The following is a 13,339-nucleotide window of genomic DNA, read 5'->3' as shown; positions in this document are numbered from 1 at the left end:
GATGAGTACCGCCAACGCCCGTGTGGCGCTGGATGCGCCGCCGCTCGAAGCGATCCGCCGTCAGTTGCACCCGGAGCTGCACAGCGCCCATGTGCGCTTCGTCGGGCTGCACAAGACCTACCCGGGGCAGGACGCCCCGGCCCTGGCCGACATCGACCTGAACATCCAGCACGGCGAGATCTTCGGCATCATCGGCCGCAGTGGCGCCGGCAAGTCCTCGCTGATTCGCACCATCAACCGTCTTGAGCAGCCCAGCGGTGGACGGGTGCTGATCGACCAGGTGGATATCGCCGGCTACGACGAGGACCAACTGGTCGGCCTGCGCCGGCGCATCGGCATGATCTTCCAGCACTTCAACCTGATGTCGGCCAAGACCGTGTGGCAGAACGTCGAGCTGCCGCTCAAGGTGGCCGGCGTGCCCAAGGCCGAGCGGCGGCGCAAGGTGGAAGCGCTGCTGGAACTGGTGGGGTTGCAGGAGAAGCATCACGTCTATCCGGCGCAGTTGTCCGGTGGACAGAAGCAGCGTGTCGGGATTGCCCGGGCGCTGGTGCATGACCCGGCGATCCTGCTGTGCGACGAGGCCACGTCGGCGCTGGATCCGGAGACCACCGAATCGATCCTCGGGCTGCTGCGGGATATCAATCGGCGCCTTGGGCTGACCATTGTCCTGATCACCCACGAGATGGCGGTGATCCGCGATATCTGTCATCGCGTGGTGGTACTGGAGCGCGGGCGGGTCGTCGAGCAGGGCGAGGTGTGGCAGGTGTTTGGCGACCCTCGGCACGAGGTCAGTCGCACCTTGCTGGCGCCGTTGCAGCCTGCCTTGCCGGCGTCGTTGCTGGAGCGCTTGTTGCCGACCGCACCCGATTCACGGGCCGCGCTGGTATTGCGCTTGCGCATCAGCGGCCAGGATCGCGAGGCGCCGGATCTGGCGGCACTGTTCAGTGCGCTGGGAGGCAAGGTCAGCCTGTTGCAGGGCGGGATCGAGCCGATTCAAGAGCGGGCGCTGGGGCAGTTGGTGATTTCCGTGTCTGCGTCGGTGCATACCCATGACGTGATAATCCAGCGGGCCCGCAACTGGGCGGCGCAGGTGGAGGTGCTGGGCTATGTGGTTTGATCGCTTGTTGCAGGGGGTGATCGACACCCTGCTGATGGTCGGTGTGTCGTCGCTGATCGCCTTGCTGGTGGGGATTCCGCTGGCGGTGATCCTGGTTACCAGCGGCAAGGGCGGGATCTTCGAGGCGCCGAATGTGAACCGGGTGCTGGGGGCGTTCGTGAACCTGTTCAGGTCGATTCCGTTCCTGATCCTGATGGTCGCGCTGATTCCGTTTACCCGGTTGATCGTCGGGACCACGTATGGGGTCTGGGCGGCGGTGGTGCCGTTGACCATTGCCGCGACGCCGTTCTTTGCGCGGATTGCCGAGGTGAGTCTGCGGGAAGTGGATCACGGCTTGATCGAAGCGGCGCAGGCCATGGGCTGTCGCAGGTGGCATATCGTCTGGCATGTGCTGTTGCCGGAGGCACTGCCGGGGATCGTTGGCGGGTTCACCATCACCCTGGTGACCATGATCAACTCCTCGGCCATGGCCGGAGCCATTGGTGCGGGTGGGCTGGGGGATATTGCCTATCGGTATGGGTACCAGCGCTTCGACAGCCAGATCATGTTGACGGTGATCGTCATGCTGGTGGTGTTGGTGGCGTTGATCCAGGTGAGTGGGGACCGGTTGGCCAGGCGGTTGAACAAGCGCTGATCTCTCGGGCCTCATCGCTGGCAAGCCAGCTCCCACATGTTCAGCGGTGCACGCGATACCTGTGGGAGCTGGCTTGCCAGCGATTGGCCGGTCCAGACACAACAGGAATCAATGACTCTCCTCCCTGGGACAGCCTCAGGGCTACCTTGAGTTTTCCACATTCAAGGAGCGAGACATGGACCGTCCCTCTTCCCACCGCCTGCGCCGTGGCCGGGTTTCAGAGCCCGGCAGGCTGTATGTACTGACTACTGCTACTGAACGCCGAGAACCGATATTCAACGATTTCGGCCTGGCCAGATTGGTGATCTATCAACTCAGGCAAACAGAACAGGAAGGCTCCGTCACTTCACTCGCATGGGTAGTGATGCCCGATCACCTTCACTGGTTGATCGAATTGAAGAATGTGACCCTGAAGACCTTGATGCGACGCTTCAAATCACGAAGTACCTGTGTTGTGAACAAGGCCTTTGGCCGACAAGGCAAGCTATGGCAGCAAGGGTTTCATGACCGGGCCTTGAGGCGGGAAGAAGATATCGTGGCAGTTGCCCGCTACATCGTCGCCAACCCGATTCGGGCTGGACTGGTCAGAAAGGCGGGTGATTATTCCCATTGGGATGCGGTGTGGCTGTAGGCCCTATCGCTGGCAAGCCAGCTCCCACAGGTCCCGCGGTGCACGCAATACCTGTGGGAGCTGGCTTGCCAGCGATAGGGCCCGGTAGGGCAATACAAGACTCAAGCCTTCGCTGGCTCCTTGATCCTGTACCACGCCACATACAACGCCGGCAGGAACAACAGCGTCAGCAACGTGGCCACGATGATCCCGCCAATCATGGCGTAGGCCATCGGCCCCCAGAACACTTCCCGGGCAATCGGGATCATCCCCAGGCTGGCCGCCGCCGCCGTGAGCAAAATCGGCCGGCGCCGGTGGTTGGTTGCCTCGACCACCGCATCCCACGGCGCATACCCCTGCGCTTCATATTCGTCGATCTGCGTCACCAGGATCACCGAGTTGCGAATGATGATGCCGATCAGCGCAAGAATCCCCAGGATCGCCACGAAGCCCATCGGCGTGCCCGTCGGCACCAGCGCCAGGACCACGCCAATCAAGCCCAGCGGCGCGACACTCGCGACCAGGAACAGCTTCTGCACACTGTGCAACTGGATCATCAGGAAGGTCGCCATCAGGAACAGCATCAGCGGGATCACCTTGCTGATCGGCCCCTGGGCCTTGGCACTCTCCTCCACCGTACCGCCCGTAGCCACTTCATACCCGGTCGGCAGCTTGCTGGCGAACTCGTCGATCTTCGGCTTGAGCTGGGCCACCAGGTCGGTCGGCTGGATCTCGTCACGCACCGAAGCCTTGATGGTGATGGTCGGCTTGCGATCCCGACGCCAGACCAGCGGCTGCTCAAGCTCGTAACGCACCGTGGCGAACGCCAGCAACGGAATCGACGTACCGCTGGGCGTGACGATCTGCAGGTTCTGCAAGGTCTGCGGCGACCCTCGCTCGCTGTCCTCGGCCCGCGCCACCACGTCGATCAAGTAGATGCTGTCGTTGACCTCGGTGACCGGCGCCCCCGTGACGATGGCCTGCATCACATTGGCCACGTCCTCCGACGACAACCCCAACTGCCGCGCCTTGTCCTGGGCGATGTCGATGCGCAGCACCTTGCCCGGCTCGTTCCAGTCATAAATCATGTCGCCAATATGCGGGTTGCTGTCGAGCAAGGTCGCCAGGTCGATGGCATGCTTGCGCACCAGGTCGATGTCCTTGCCGCTGACCCGGTACTGGATCGGCCGCCCCACCGGCGGGCCCATTTCCAGCGACTGGACGTTGCTGCCAATCCCGACGAAGTCATCCCGCAAGCGCTTCTGCAAGCGCGCCTTGAGCGCCTCGCGCGACTCCAGGCCCTTGCTCACCACCACCAGCTGCGCGTAGTACGGGTTCTGCAACTGCTGGTCGAGCGGCAGGTAGAAACGCACAGCCCCCTGGCCAATATAGGAACTCCAGTGCACCACGTCCGGGTCGTCCTTGAGCGTGGCTTCGAGGCGGTCCACGGCCTTGCGCGTCTCGGCGATCGAGGCGTTCTGCGGCAGGTTGAGGTCCACCAGCAATTCCGGCCGGTCCGACGAGGGGAAGAACTGGTTCTGCACGAAACGGATGCAGAAGATCGACAGGGCGAAGATCAGCACCGTGCCGATGATGGTCAGCCAGCGGTGGCGCATGCACCAGAGCAATCCGCCATGGAAGCTGTTGCCGACCCAACCGGGCTTTTCCTCGTGCTTCTTGAGCTTGGTACTGAGCAGGTGCACACCGAGCACCGGGGCGAACAGCACGGCAACGATCCACGAGACGATCAGCGCCACCGCGATCACCGCGAACAGGGTGAAGGTGTACTCCCCCGCCGAGCTGGCGTTGAGGCCGATGGGCACGAAGCCGGCCACGGTGACCAGGGTCCCGGTAAGCATGGGGAAGGCCGTGGAGGTATAGGCGAAGGTCGCCGCCTGGTCTTTGGTTTCGCCCATTTCCAGGCGGGTGACCATCACTTCGACGGTGATCATCGCGTCGTCCACCAGCAGACCGAGGGCGATGATCAGGGCGCCCAGGGAGATCCGCTGCATGGTGATGCCGCTGTACTCCATGAACACGAAGACCATCGCCAGCACCAGCGGAATCGAGCAGGCCACCACCAGGCCGGCGCGCAGGCCGAGGCTGACGAAACTCACCAGCAGGACGATCACCACCGCCTCGAACAGCGCACTGGTGAAGCCGCCGACCGCCTCCTTCACCACCACTGCCTGGTCCGACACGGTATACACGCCAACGCCCAGCGGCAGTTCGCTGATCAACTGGTCCATGCGCTCCTGCAGCAGCTTGCCGAACACCTGCATGTTGCCGCCGGCCTTCATGCCGACGGCCAGGCCGATGGCGTCGTGCCCGTTGTAGCGGAACTGCACCGACGGCGGATCGACATAGCCGCGCTTGATCTCGGCGATATCGGCCAGGCGGTAGAAGCGGTCGTCGAGACGCAGGTTGACCTCGGCCAGGTCTTTTTCCGAGGCGAACTGGCCAGTGGTGCGCACGGAAATCCGCTCCGGCCCGGCCTCGATCACTCCCGCCGGGGTCACCGCGTTCTGCGCCTGCAGGGCCTGCACCACTTGGCGCTGGTCGATGCCCAGGGCCGCCAGCTTGCGGGTGGAGAAGTTGAGGTAGAGCACTTCGTCCTGAGTGCCGATCATCTCGATCTTGCCCAGGTTGGGTACGGTACGGATCTCGGCGCGGACCTGCTCCACATAGTCGCGCAGCTCGCGCATGCTCAGACCGTCGGCGGTAAAGGCGTAGATCGAGCCGTAGACATCACCGAACTCATCGTTGAAACCCGGGCCCTGGATGCCCTGGGGGAAATCGCCGCGGATGTCCTGGACCTTCTTGCGCACCTGGTACCAGATCTGCGGGATGTCCTCGGCCTTGGTGGTGTCGCGCAGGTACACGTAGACCGTCGACTCGCCGGGCCGGGTGTAGCTTTTCACGTAGTCGAGGGAGTCCAGTTCCTCGAGCTTCTTCTCGATGCGGTCGGTGACCTGCATCAGCGTTTCGTCCTGGGTCGCGCCGGGCCAGCGGGTCTGGATGACCATGGTCTTGATGGTGAACGACGGGTCTTCCTCACGCCCCAGGTTGAGGTAGGAAAACACCCCCATCAGCAAACCGACGAACATCAGGTACCAGACGAACGATTGATGGCGCAGGGCCCACTCGGAGAGGTTGAAGCTGCCTTTCATCGCGTCCCTTCCTCATCGACCATGACCTTCTGCCCCGGCTTGAGGCTGTTCACTCCGGCGGTGACGACCCGCTCGCCGGGCTCCACGCCCGAGGCCAGCAACACCGAATCCTGTCCTTTCTGCAGCACCTGGACCTCCCGCGGATTCACCACGCTCTGCCGGGTGTCGACGATCCACACCCGGGTCTGACCCTCGACTTCCTGCAAGGCACTGCGCGGGATCTCGCTGCGCGGGCTGACCGCCGTGCTCAGCGTGACGCTGATCGAGGTGCCGAGACGGAAGGCCTCCGGGGTCTCGCGCAGGGTCAGGCGCGCACGCCGGGTGCGCGTGCTGGCATCGGCCTGGGGTTCTATTTCGCGCACCACGGCGCTGGTGCGGATGCTGTTGTCGAGCTGCGCCATCACGGTGAATTCCACGCCTTGCTTCAGGTCGTCGGCGAGGTAGGTGGGCAGGTCGATCACTGCCTCCTTGATGTCCGGCCGCGCCAGCTTGACCACCGCCTGCCCCGCCGCCACAGTCTGGCCGGCCTCGGCCTGCCAGTCGGTGACCACGGCGGCGTGGTCGGTGCGCAGTTCCGCGTAGCCAAGCTGGTCCCTGGCCTGCTGTACCGCCGCCCTGGCCTGCTCGCGGCTGGCCCCGGTGGTTTTCAGGTCGGTCTGGGCGATATCCAGCTGGGCCTGGGCACCGACGCCACGGTCATACAACTGCTGCTGGCGCCGCGCGTTGGCCTGGGCATTGATCCATTGCGCCTCGATCTTCGCCAGGTCGCCTTCGGCGGCGCGCAACTGGTTGCGCTGGTCGGTGGGGTCGAGGCTGGCCAGCACGTCCCCCGGCTTCACCGTGGCCCCGACATCGACCCAGCGCCGCGCGATGCGCCCACCAACGCGGAAACCCAGGGTGCTTTCATAGCGGGCCTGGATGGTCCCGGCGAAACGCCCGAGGTTGAGCGCATCCTGGGTCTGCACTTGCACCGACAGCACCGGCCGGATCGGCTCGGGCTTGTCCTTTTCGCCGCCACAGGCCACCAGCAACAGGCAGCCCGCCAGCATCACGGATGTCTTCATTGCCCCAACCCCGCCTTGGCCCCGTCGACGATTTCCACCTGCATCCCGGGGTGCAGCAGCTGGGTGCCGAGCACCACCACCTGCTGGCCGGCCTCCAGGCCATCGCTGACCACCACTTCGCCGGTGAGATAGCGGCTGACCGTGACTTTCTGCAGGTGCACCTTGTTGTCCTCCCCTACCAGCCACACCGCCGGCTCACGCAGTTCCTTGGTCAGCGCCGACCAGGGCAGCTCGATGCCCGGCTTGCCCTGGGCATTGCCGGTGGCGCTCACCGCCGAACCCAGGTCCATGCCTGGCGGCACCTTGTCCAGGGCGATCTTGATCTGCACCGTGCCGCTCTGCGCCGACACCGTCGGGGTGATTTCGCGGACATGCCCGGTGGCCTGCACCTTGGGGTCGTCGATCAGGCTGACGGTGATCGCCTGCTCGCTGTTGGGCGCCAGCAGCAGCGACTCATAGACGTTGAACACCGCATCACGCCCGCCATCCCGGGCCAAGCTGAAGATCGGTACCGTGGCCTGGACCACCTGGCCGACCTCGGCCTGGCGCTCGGTGATGACCCCGGCGGCATCAGCCACCAGCGCGGTGTAGCTCAGTTGTTCCTTGGCGTTGGCCAGTTGCGCCTCGGCGGCTTTCAGGGCGCTCTGGCTGCTGCGCAGCGCGGCCTGGGCCGAGTCGTACTCGCTCTGGCTGGTGTAGCCCTTGGGCAGGAGTTTCTGCTGGCGGACGAAGGCCGCCGAGCTTTGCGTCACCCGCGCACGCGCGGCCAGCACCTCGGCATTGGCCGAATCGACATTGGTTTGCAGGTCCTTGGGGTCCAGGCGCGCCAGCACCTGGTTGGCCTTGACGTGATCGCCCACATCGACGCTGCGGGAAATGATTTTGCCTCCCACCCGAAACGACAGGTCGCTATGCACCTGGGCCTGGACATCACCGGTGAGGGTGACCCGCGGGGAAAAATCGCCGGTCTCGACCTTCTGCACCGTCACGCGCGGATGCTGCGGCTCTTCGGCCGGCTTGTCGCGGCAACCCGTCAACCCCAGCGCCAGCCCCAGGAAAATCAACGAACAAGAACGCGACAACTTCATGCGGGCTCCTTTGCATGGGCCGGTTCGGAGGGGAATGTGATTAATGCGATTGTTAGCGTAGATCAGGCTTTGATTACTGCCCACGCAACAATGAGAACTCTCTTACAGAGCCTTGAGGTAAATCAGTCAACCGCGGGGGATGATTGGTTCAATCGGCTATTGGCATCGAGCCCCGGCACCCATGGAGTCAGCGCGAGGCATCGCGAATCCCCAGTACGCGGTTGACTTTGCGTACCGCAAAATTGCGCAGCCGTTGCACCTTGCCCGCCTTGGGCGGATGCAGCACCAGACCCGCCTGGTAGAACCTGGTGCCGTCCGAAGTGGTCAGGAATGGTGTCTTATCGGTCGGATACAACATCGTAACGGGCGGCTCGTCAGGCGCTTTCGGTTCTTCGACGGGTTTGTCGGATCCGGGATCAGGCACTTTGCTTTTCCGTGCTTCCTTGGTGCGCTGGGCAAGCGCCGCAAGTTCGTCAAGCGAGGAAAGACTGTCGGAGCGGCTCACTCTTTTCCCCTTCACGTAATATTCACGGTAAAGCGGAGTAAACACCCCGCCTTTCGGCATCGAGGCCAACTTATGGATGGGATACCCGCTGCGCTTTGACGCATAAAGTAAAAGCGCCGACAGAGGAGCATGCCCATCGGGTCTGTCCATCAGCTTGATCTCATAACCATCCGTCTGGATTCATTTCCGAATCGTTCTTGCGGATCACGTTGCGGACACTACCTACACGATCGACGTTCCTTTTGTTGGGCTTGCCAGGGTTTTGCCCTAAGCGAGCGCTCTTGCTCCGTGTTGATTCCCGAGGGACCAAACGGCTATCGATCCACGCCTGCGTCCGTGCGCCTTGTGCGGACTCTGCCTGTGGGTTCGGGTGAATACGCACCCCCTGACTCGATAGATGTACGGGTCCGTCTTCCACGGCATCTGCAGGATCAACACCCCGGGACGACGATGCTGGTGGATCTGGAGGCTCAGGTAGTTTTCTGCCCCGCATGGACGCAACTGGATGTTTAGCATTGCCAGTTGTCGCCAAGGCATTCGTCCCACCCGAAGACGGCACGGAAGGCAACGGCTTTGGAGGAGTGGGCTTGGAAAATGGACTGAAAATTTTTCGAAACTGAGTCATCAGCCAACCCGCTCGTCCGTCAGGATCCAGCAGATTGACCGGATCCCCCAGGCAATAGGCATAGGCATTCAACCCACCCCGGGCAAAAGGGCTCAGCGCGTCGGGGTTGTTGAAGTGCATCAGCACCGGGTTATAGGCGCGGTAGCCGCTTCCGAGCAGGTAGTGACCGGTGCGGAACTCGAGGAGTTGGCCATTGAAGCCTGACCACCCGCCTCCGGCATTGCGCTGGGTATGAGGACGAGGCTGTTCGGTCGGCGTGGGCATGGTCGGCACCCTGAAGCGAAGAGATTCGCCACAGGATAAAGACTCGAGGCCTGCCGCGAACCTGACAGAACTATCAGGTTCGACGAGCGGCACGCCCCGGCGGGTATCAGCCCTGCCACTTGCCCCCTTCGACGATCACGCTTTCCGGCTTGGTGTCGTCGCTAAGCTCCTTGCGCACGTACTGGTCATACAGCTTGTGCAGGAATTTCTCCTCGCCCAGGCGCGCCAGCTCGGCGTTGACCCAGTCGCGCAGTTCGATGTTGCCCTTCTTCACCGCCGGGGCGATCGGTGCTTCTTCGCCGAGGAATTCCGGGAGCACGCGGTAGCCCGGGTTCTGCTTGGACCAGCTGAACAGGATCAGGTTGTCCTGCGCATACGCATCACCACGGCCATTGGCCAGGGCCTGCAGCGACTCGCTGTTCTTTTCGAACTTCAGCAGTTTCCAGTCCGGGTGGTTCTTGGTCAGCCAGATATCGGCGGTGGTGCCGGTGGTGACGATGGTGGTCTTGTCGGCCAGGTCATCCAGCTTCTTCACGCTGCTGCCATCGGCCACCAGGGCCTGCACCGCAACGCGCAGGTTGGGGTTGGTGAATTCCACCGCTTCCTTGCGCTCCGGGGTGACGGTCATGTTGGCCAGGATCAGGTCGACCTTGTCGCTCTGCAGGAAGGGAATGCGGCTGGCCGGCTCGACCGCGACGAATTCCACCTTGTTCTCGTCGCCCAGCAGCGACTTGGCAAAGGCCCGGCCGATATCGGTGTCGAAGCCGACATAGCGGCCGGTTTCATCGACGAAGCCGAACGGCGGCTTGTCGGTGAAGACACCGACGATCAGCTTGTCGCGGGCCTTGATGGTGTCCAGGTAGCTGGCGGTGGCCGGGGCCGGCGCGGCGGCGGTAGCGGTTTTCGGCGCTTCGGCGGCCTTGTCGCAGCCGGCCAGCAGGGCCAGGCCAAACAGTGAAAACAGTAGCTTGGACGTCTTGGCAGTTTTCATATCAGTTCCTTTTGAGGTTTCTCGGGCAGGCTTTCGACATAGGAGAATTTCTCCAGGAACTGCTGCGCGCGTGCGGTCTGCGGGTTCGTAAAGAAGCTCTCGGGGGAACGTTGTTCAAGGATCCTGCCGGCTTCCATGAACACGATGCGGTCGGCCACCGCGCGGGCGAAGGCCATTTCGTGGGTGACGATAAGCAGGGTCATGCCGTCCCGGGCCAGGCCCTGGATCACCTGCAGCACTTCCTTGACCATTTCCGGATCGAGGGCGGCGGTCACCTCGTCGAACAGCATCACCCGCGGGTTCATGCACAACGAGCGGACGATAGCGATACGTTGCTGTTGGCCGCCGGAGAGCTGGCGCGGGTAGGCGTCCCGCTTGTCCAGCAGGCCAACCCGGGCCAACAGCGCCTCGGCCTGGGCCACGGCTTCGGCACGCGGGCGCTTCTGCACCTTGAGCGGGCCGAGCAGCAGGTTGTCGAGCACGCTCATATGGCCGAACAGGTGGTAGCTCTGGAACACCATGCCGACCTGCTGGCGGACTTCGCGCCAGTCGGTGTTCGCCTCCAGCAACTCGCGGCCGTCCAGTTTCAGGCTGCCGCCGTGGGCGTTTTCCAGGCCGTTCAGGCAGCGCAGCAAGGTGCTTTTGCCGCAGCCGCTGGGGCCGAGGATCACCACCACTTCGCCGGCCTGCACCGACAGGTCGATGTCCTTGAGCACCTGCTGCTCGCCGAAGAACTTGTTGAAACCCTTGAACTCGATCAATGCGCTCATGCGTGCGTCCAGCGCCGCTCCAGCGCGCGCGAGGCGGCCGACAGCGGGTAACAGATAAGGAAAAAGAACAGGAACAGCGCACCGTAGATCAGCACCGATTCATAGGTGCGCTCGATGATCTGCTGGCCGACCTTGATCACGTCCACCACGCCGATCAGCACCGCCAGGGAGCTGGTCTTGATGATCCGCGTGTAGACGTTGATGGTCGGCGGGGTCATGCGCTTCAGGGCCTGGGGCAGCAGGACGTAGCCATACAGCTGCCAGCCGGACAGGCCGATGGACAGGCCCGCCTCGCGCTGACCACGGGGCAGCGACAGCAGCGCGCCACGCACCACCTCGCCCACCTCGCTGGCACCCCACAGCGCCAGCACCAGCACCGCGCACCAGAAGCTCGGCAGGCTGATGCCGAGGAAGATCGGCAGGCCGAAGAACAGCAGGTACAGCCACACGAGCACCGGTATGGCGCGGAACAGTTCCAGGTAGATGCGCAGGACGATGTTCACGCCCCTCTTGCCGAGGGTCGCCAGCACACCGTAGAGCACGCCGCCGAGGGTCGCGAAGAGAATCCCCAGCCCGGAGATCGCCAGGGTTTGTGCAGCGCCCTTGCCCAGTTGCGGCAGGGACACCAGCAACAGCTCAAGACCCGAACTGGCCATGTTGCAGCCTCCGTTCCAGGCGGCTCAGCAGCAGCGACAGCGGGAGAAACAGCAGCACGCAGATCAGCGTCATCACCGCGAGCATTTCGTAGGTCTTGTAGTACAGGGCGATGTAGCTCTTGGTAGTGTAGAGAATCTCCGGCACCGCCACGGCGGAAACCACGGTGGTTTCCTTGAGCAGGAAGATGAAGTTGGCGAACAGCGCCGGCAGGCTCAGCAGGCCGGCCTGGGGCAGGATCACATGGCGCAGCAGTTGCAGTTCGGACAGGCCGATGGAGCGCCCGGATTCCAGTTGCGCAGCAGGTACTGCCTCGACACCGGCACGCAGGACCTCGGTGAGGTAGGCGCCGCCGAGGAAAGTCATGGTGATGATGGCGGCAGCGAAACCGGAAATCTTCACGCCCAGGGCGGGCAGGGCGAAATACACGAAGAACAGCTGGATCAACAGCGGGGTATTGCGCGCCAGCTCCACGTAGAGGGCGACCAGGCGGTGCAGGACGGGGATGCGGTAAAGCAGGATCGGCGCATTGATCAGCGCCACCACCAGCGAGGTGGCGATGGCGATCAGGCCCACCTGCAGGGTAACGCCCACGGCCTTGAGAAAAGCCGGGAGCGTGCTGAGGATGAACGCGAAATCGAAGGTCATGAACTGGTCTTTCCCGGACCGGCCCGGGGTAGACGGGCGCTTGCTGACTTGGGGCGAGGCGGGTAGCCTCAGTAGGAAAGACTCTAAGGGTATAAAAATAAATTTTTAAATACCGTTATCGAATATGTATAGCACTCAAATCGCGCCCTCACCGCGCCCCCTTCGAGACCGGGCACACCCGCGATACGTCTGGTGAATTCACTACCTTGATCGCGGGTAAACCTGGACGGTCCAAGCGTTTGGCAGCATGAACGGCTAGCGCAGGTAGGGGTAAATACCCTGGAGAAACTGGCGCAAGTTCGGGTCCCGGACCGAGAGAGGCTCTATCAGCCCGTATTCCCGTAATACATTGTAATCCCCCCTTTGGAACGCTGCGCCCGGCATCCGTCCATGAGGACGCTGACTACGCATTGGCATCACTTCATTCATGATCCTGCGAAAAGACGTTACGCCACCGCGCTCCTTGACTATCACGTCAACCCCCGCGTTGTCCCTCTGCTTGATCGCTAGCCTCAACTTCTTCTCATTTTCCAACGAAAGTTGGGTTACACGGCGCACCCGGGATTTGCTGACCCGAGGAGATCGCCGGGGTTGAGCCACTGGAGAACGCTCGCGGACAGGTGGGAACACAGGCGACAATGCGCCCGTAGTGGAGCCGGGTTCATGTCCCGCAGACAAGTTCAAGGGCTCCTGCTGCTCCGGTACAGACAGCAACCTGTCGGATCGCGATGCGATCTGTGTAGCCGAGGGCTGGACAGTGGCTCGTCTGGAAAGATCGAGAAGTACACCGGGACCTGAATGGCGGGCTACATGCACAGTCGTCGCGGGTAGATACGTCCTTTGACGCCACATACCCGGCAAGATCGGCACGTGACCGCTAGGGTCGGCAAGATTGACAGGGTCCCCCTCGCAGTAAGCGTAGGCGTTGAGCCCACCTGCCCCGAATGGGCTCCAACTGTCCGGCTGGATAAACATCATCAGCCACGGGCTGTAGGCACGATAACCTTTGCCCAAGAGACAGTGACCGGTCCAGGACTCGAACAGCTCGCCATTGAAACCGAGTGAAGCCTTGGGCAGATGCCTTGTGCCCGGTTCTTTCATCGTCATGATCCATCACGTGCCTGGAGAATGACCCAAGCGTATAACAGCGTGGCTGCGTCCATAACTGGCAGAAGTGCCAGGTCGCTTCGAAGTGCGGT

General features: G+C 62.8%; 11 protein-coding genes and 2 pseudogenes. 3 read left to right on the top strand and 10 right to left on the bottom strand.

Annotated features, from left to right (window positions below; translation table 11 throughout):
• The first annotated feature begins 1 nt into the window (after position 1).
• The 3 genes from AC2CQI_RS21800 (at position 2) to AC2CQI_RS21790 (ending at position 2,382) form a co-directional block, all read left to right on the top strand.
• A complete protein-coding gene (locus AC2CQI_RS21800) occupies positions 2-1,117 on the top strand; it encodes a methionine ABC transporter ATP-binding protein (RefSeq protein WP_484577848.1) in 1,116 nt (371 codons plus the stop codon).
• The gene (locus tag AC2CQI_RS21795) at positions 1,107-1,751 is read left to right on the top strand and encodes a methionine ABC transporter permease (protein ID WP_484577847.1); all 645 of its coding nucleotides are present in this window, start codon (positions 1,107-1,109) and stop codon (positions 1,749-1,751) included. Before AC2CQI_RS21800 ends, AC2CQI_RS21795 begins: the two co-directional genes overlap by 11 nt.
• 175 nt (positions 1,752-1,926) lie before the next feature.
• Positions 1,927-2,382 (top strand): REP-associated tyrosine transposase, encoded by a 456-nt coding sequence (locus tag AC2CQI_RS21790; protein ID WP_484577846.1) that lies wholly within the window; start codon positions 1,927-1,929, stop codon positions 2,380-2,382.
• 101 nt (positions 2,383-2,483) lie between these two features.
• On the opposite strand, the gene AC2CQI_RS21785 is transcribed toward AC2CQI_RS21790, so the two are convergent.
• From AC2CQI_RS21785 to AC2CQI_RS21740, 10 genes and pseudogenes are all read right to left on the bottom strand, one after another.
• Positions 2,484-5,531: an efflux RND transporter permease subunit gene (locus tag AC2CQI_RS21785; RefSeq protein WP_484577845.1), complete on the bottom strand. Its 3,048-nt coding sequence runs from the start codon at positions 5,529-5,531 to the stop codon at positions 2,484-2,486.
• Positions 5,528-6,595, bottom strand: coding sequence for an efflux RND transporter periplasmic adaptor subunit (locus tag AC2CQI_RS21780; protein ID WP_484577844.1), 1,068 nt, complete (start codon positions 6,593-6,595; stop codon positions 5,528-5,530). Before AC2CQI_RS21780 ends, AC2CQI_RS21785 begins: the two co-directional genes overlap by 4 nt.
• Positions 6,592-7,683 carry an efflux RND transporter periplasmic adaptor subunit gene (locus AC2CQI_RS21775; protein ID WP_075805997.1) on the bottom strand — a complete coding sequence of 364 codons (1,092 nt, stop codon included), beginning with the start codon at positions 7,681-7,683 and terminating at the stop codon, positions 6,592-6,594. Before AC2CQI_RS21775 ends, AC2CQI_RS21780 begins: the two co-directional genes overlap by 4 nt.
• Before the next feature lie 187 nt (positions 7,684-7,870).
• The gene (locus AC2CQI_RS21770) at positions 7,871-8,338 is read right to left on the bottom strand and encodes a hypothetical protein (RefSeq protein WP_484577843.1); all 468 of its coding nucleotides are present in this window, start codon (positions 8,336-8,338) and stop codon (positions 7,871-7,873) included.
• Positions 8,339-8,813: 475 nt separating this feature from the next.
• Positions 8,814-9,038: pseudogene (locus tag AC2CQI_RS21765) on the bottom strand (RHS repeat-associated core domain-containing protein); the annotation flags it as partial.
• Between the two features lie 145 nt (positions 9,039-9,183).
• Complete coding sequence (locus AC2CQI_RS21760) at positions 9,184-10,068, bottom strand: transporter substrate-binding domain-containing protein (RefSeq protein ID WP_075805996.1); 885 nt, start codon at positions 10,066-10,068, stop codon at positions 9,184-9,186.
• Positions 10,065-10,838: an amino acid ABC transporter ATP-binding protein gene (locus tag AC2CQI_RS21755; protein ID WP_484577842.1), complete on the bottom strand. Its 774-nt coding sequence runs from the start codon at positions 10,836-10,838 to the stop codon at positions 10,065-10,067. Before AC2CQI_RS21755 ends, AC2CQI_RS21760 begins: the two co-directional genes overlap by 4 nt.
• Positions 10,835-11,494 carry an amino acid ABC transporter permease gene (locus tag AC2CQI_RS21750; protein WP_075805994.1) on the bottom strand — a complete coding sequence of 220 codons (660 nt, stop codon included), beginning with the start codon at positions 11,492-11,494 and terminating at the stop codon, positions 10,835-10,837. The genes AC2CQI_RS21755 and AC2CQI_RS21750 overlap by 4 nt, the downstream gene beginning before the upstream one ends.
• Complete coding sequence (locus AC2CQI_RS21745) at positions 11,475-12,140, bottom strand: amino acid ABC transporter permease (RefSeq protein ID WP_075805993.1); 666 nt, start codon at positions 12,138-12,140, stop codon at positions 11,475-11,477. The genes AC2CQI_RS21750 and AC2CQI_RS21745 overlap by 20 nt, the downstream gene beginning before the upstream one ends.
• An 870-nt stretch (positions 12,141-13,010) precedes the next feature.
• Positions 13,011-13,247, bottom strand: a pseudogene (locus tag AC2CQI_RS21740) (RHS repeat-associated core domain-containing protein); the annotation flags it as partial.
• Positions 13,248-13,339: the final 92 nt, after the last annotated feature.

This window comes from Pseudomonas sp. P2S-1 (assembly GCF_057197725.1).
Note: the sequence above shows the minus strand (reverse complement) of the source record. Positions and strands in the feature narration are given on the sequence as shown.

Excerpts from the sequence above, each read along its gene's own strand:
- AC2CQI_RS21800 (WP_484577848.1), top strand. The coding sequence starts at position 2 with ATGAGTACCGCCAACGCCCGTGTGGCGCTGGATGCGCCGCCGCTCGAA.
- AC2CQI_RS21795 (WP_484577847.1), top strand. The coding sequence starts at position 1,107 with ATGTGGTTTGATCGCTTGTTGCAGGGGGTGATCGACACCCTGCTGATG.
- AC2CQI_RS21790 (WP_484577846.1), top strand. The coding sequence starts at position 1,927 with ATGGACCGTCCCTCTTCCCACCGCCTGCGCCGTGGCCGGGTTTCAGAG.
- AC2CQI_RS21785 (WP_484577845.1), bottom strand. The coding sequence starts at position 5,531 with ATGAAAGGCAGCTTCAACCTCTCCGAGTGGGCCCTGCGCCATCAATCG.
- AC2CQI_RS21780 (WP_484577844.1), bottom strand. The coding sequence starts at position 6,595 with ATGAAGACATCCGTGATGCTGGCGGGCTGCCTGTTGCTGGTGGCCTGT.
- AC2CQI_RS21775 (WP_075805997.1), bottom strand. The coding sequence starts at position 7,683 with ATGAAGTTGTCGCGTTCTTGTTCGTTGATTTTCCTGGGGCTGGCGCTG.
- AC2CQI_RS21770 (WP_484577843.1), bottom strand. The coding sequence starts at position 8,338 with ATGGACAGACCCGATGGGCATGCTCCTCTGTCGGCGCTTTTACTTTAT.
- AC2CQI_RS21760 (WP_075805996.1), bottom strand. The coding sequence starts at position 10,068 with ATGAAAACTGCCAAGACGTCCAAGCTACTGTTTTCACTGTTTGGCCTG.
- AC2CQI_RS21755 (WP_484577842.1), bottom strand. The coding sequence starts at position 10,838 with ATGAGCGCATTGATCGAGTTCAAGGGTTTCAACAAGTTCTTCGGCGAG.
- AC2CQI_RS21750 (WP_075805994.1), bottom strand. The coding sequence starts at position 11,494 with ATGGCCAGTTCGGGTCTTGAGCTGTTGCTGGTGTCCCTGCCGCAACTG.
- AC2CQI_RS21745 (WP_075805993.1), bottom strand. The coding sequence starts at position 12,140 with ATGACCTTCGATTTCGCGTTCATCCTCAGCACGCTCCCGGCTTTTCTC.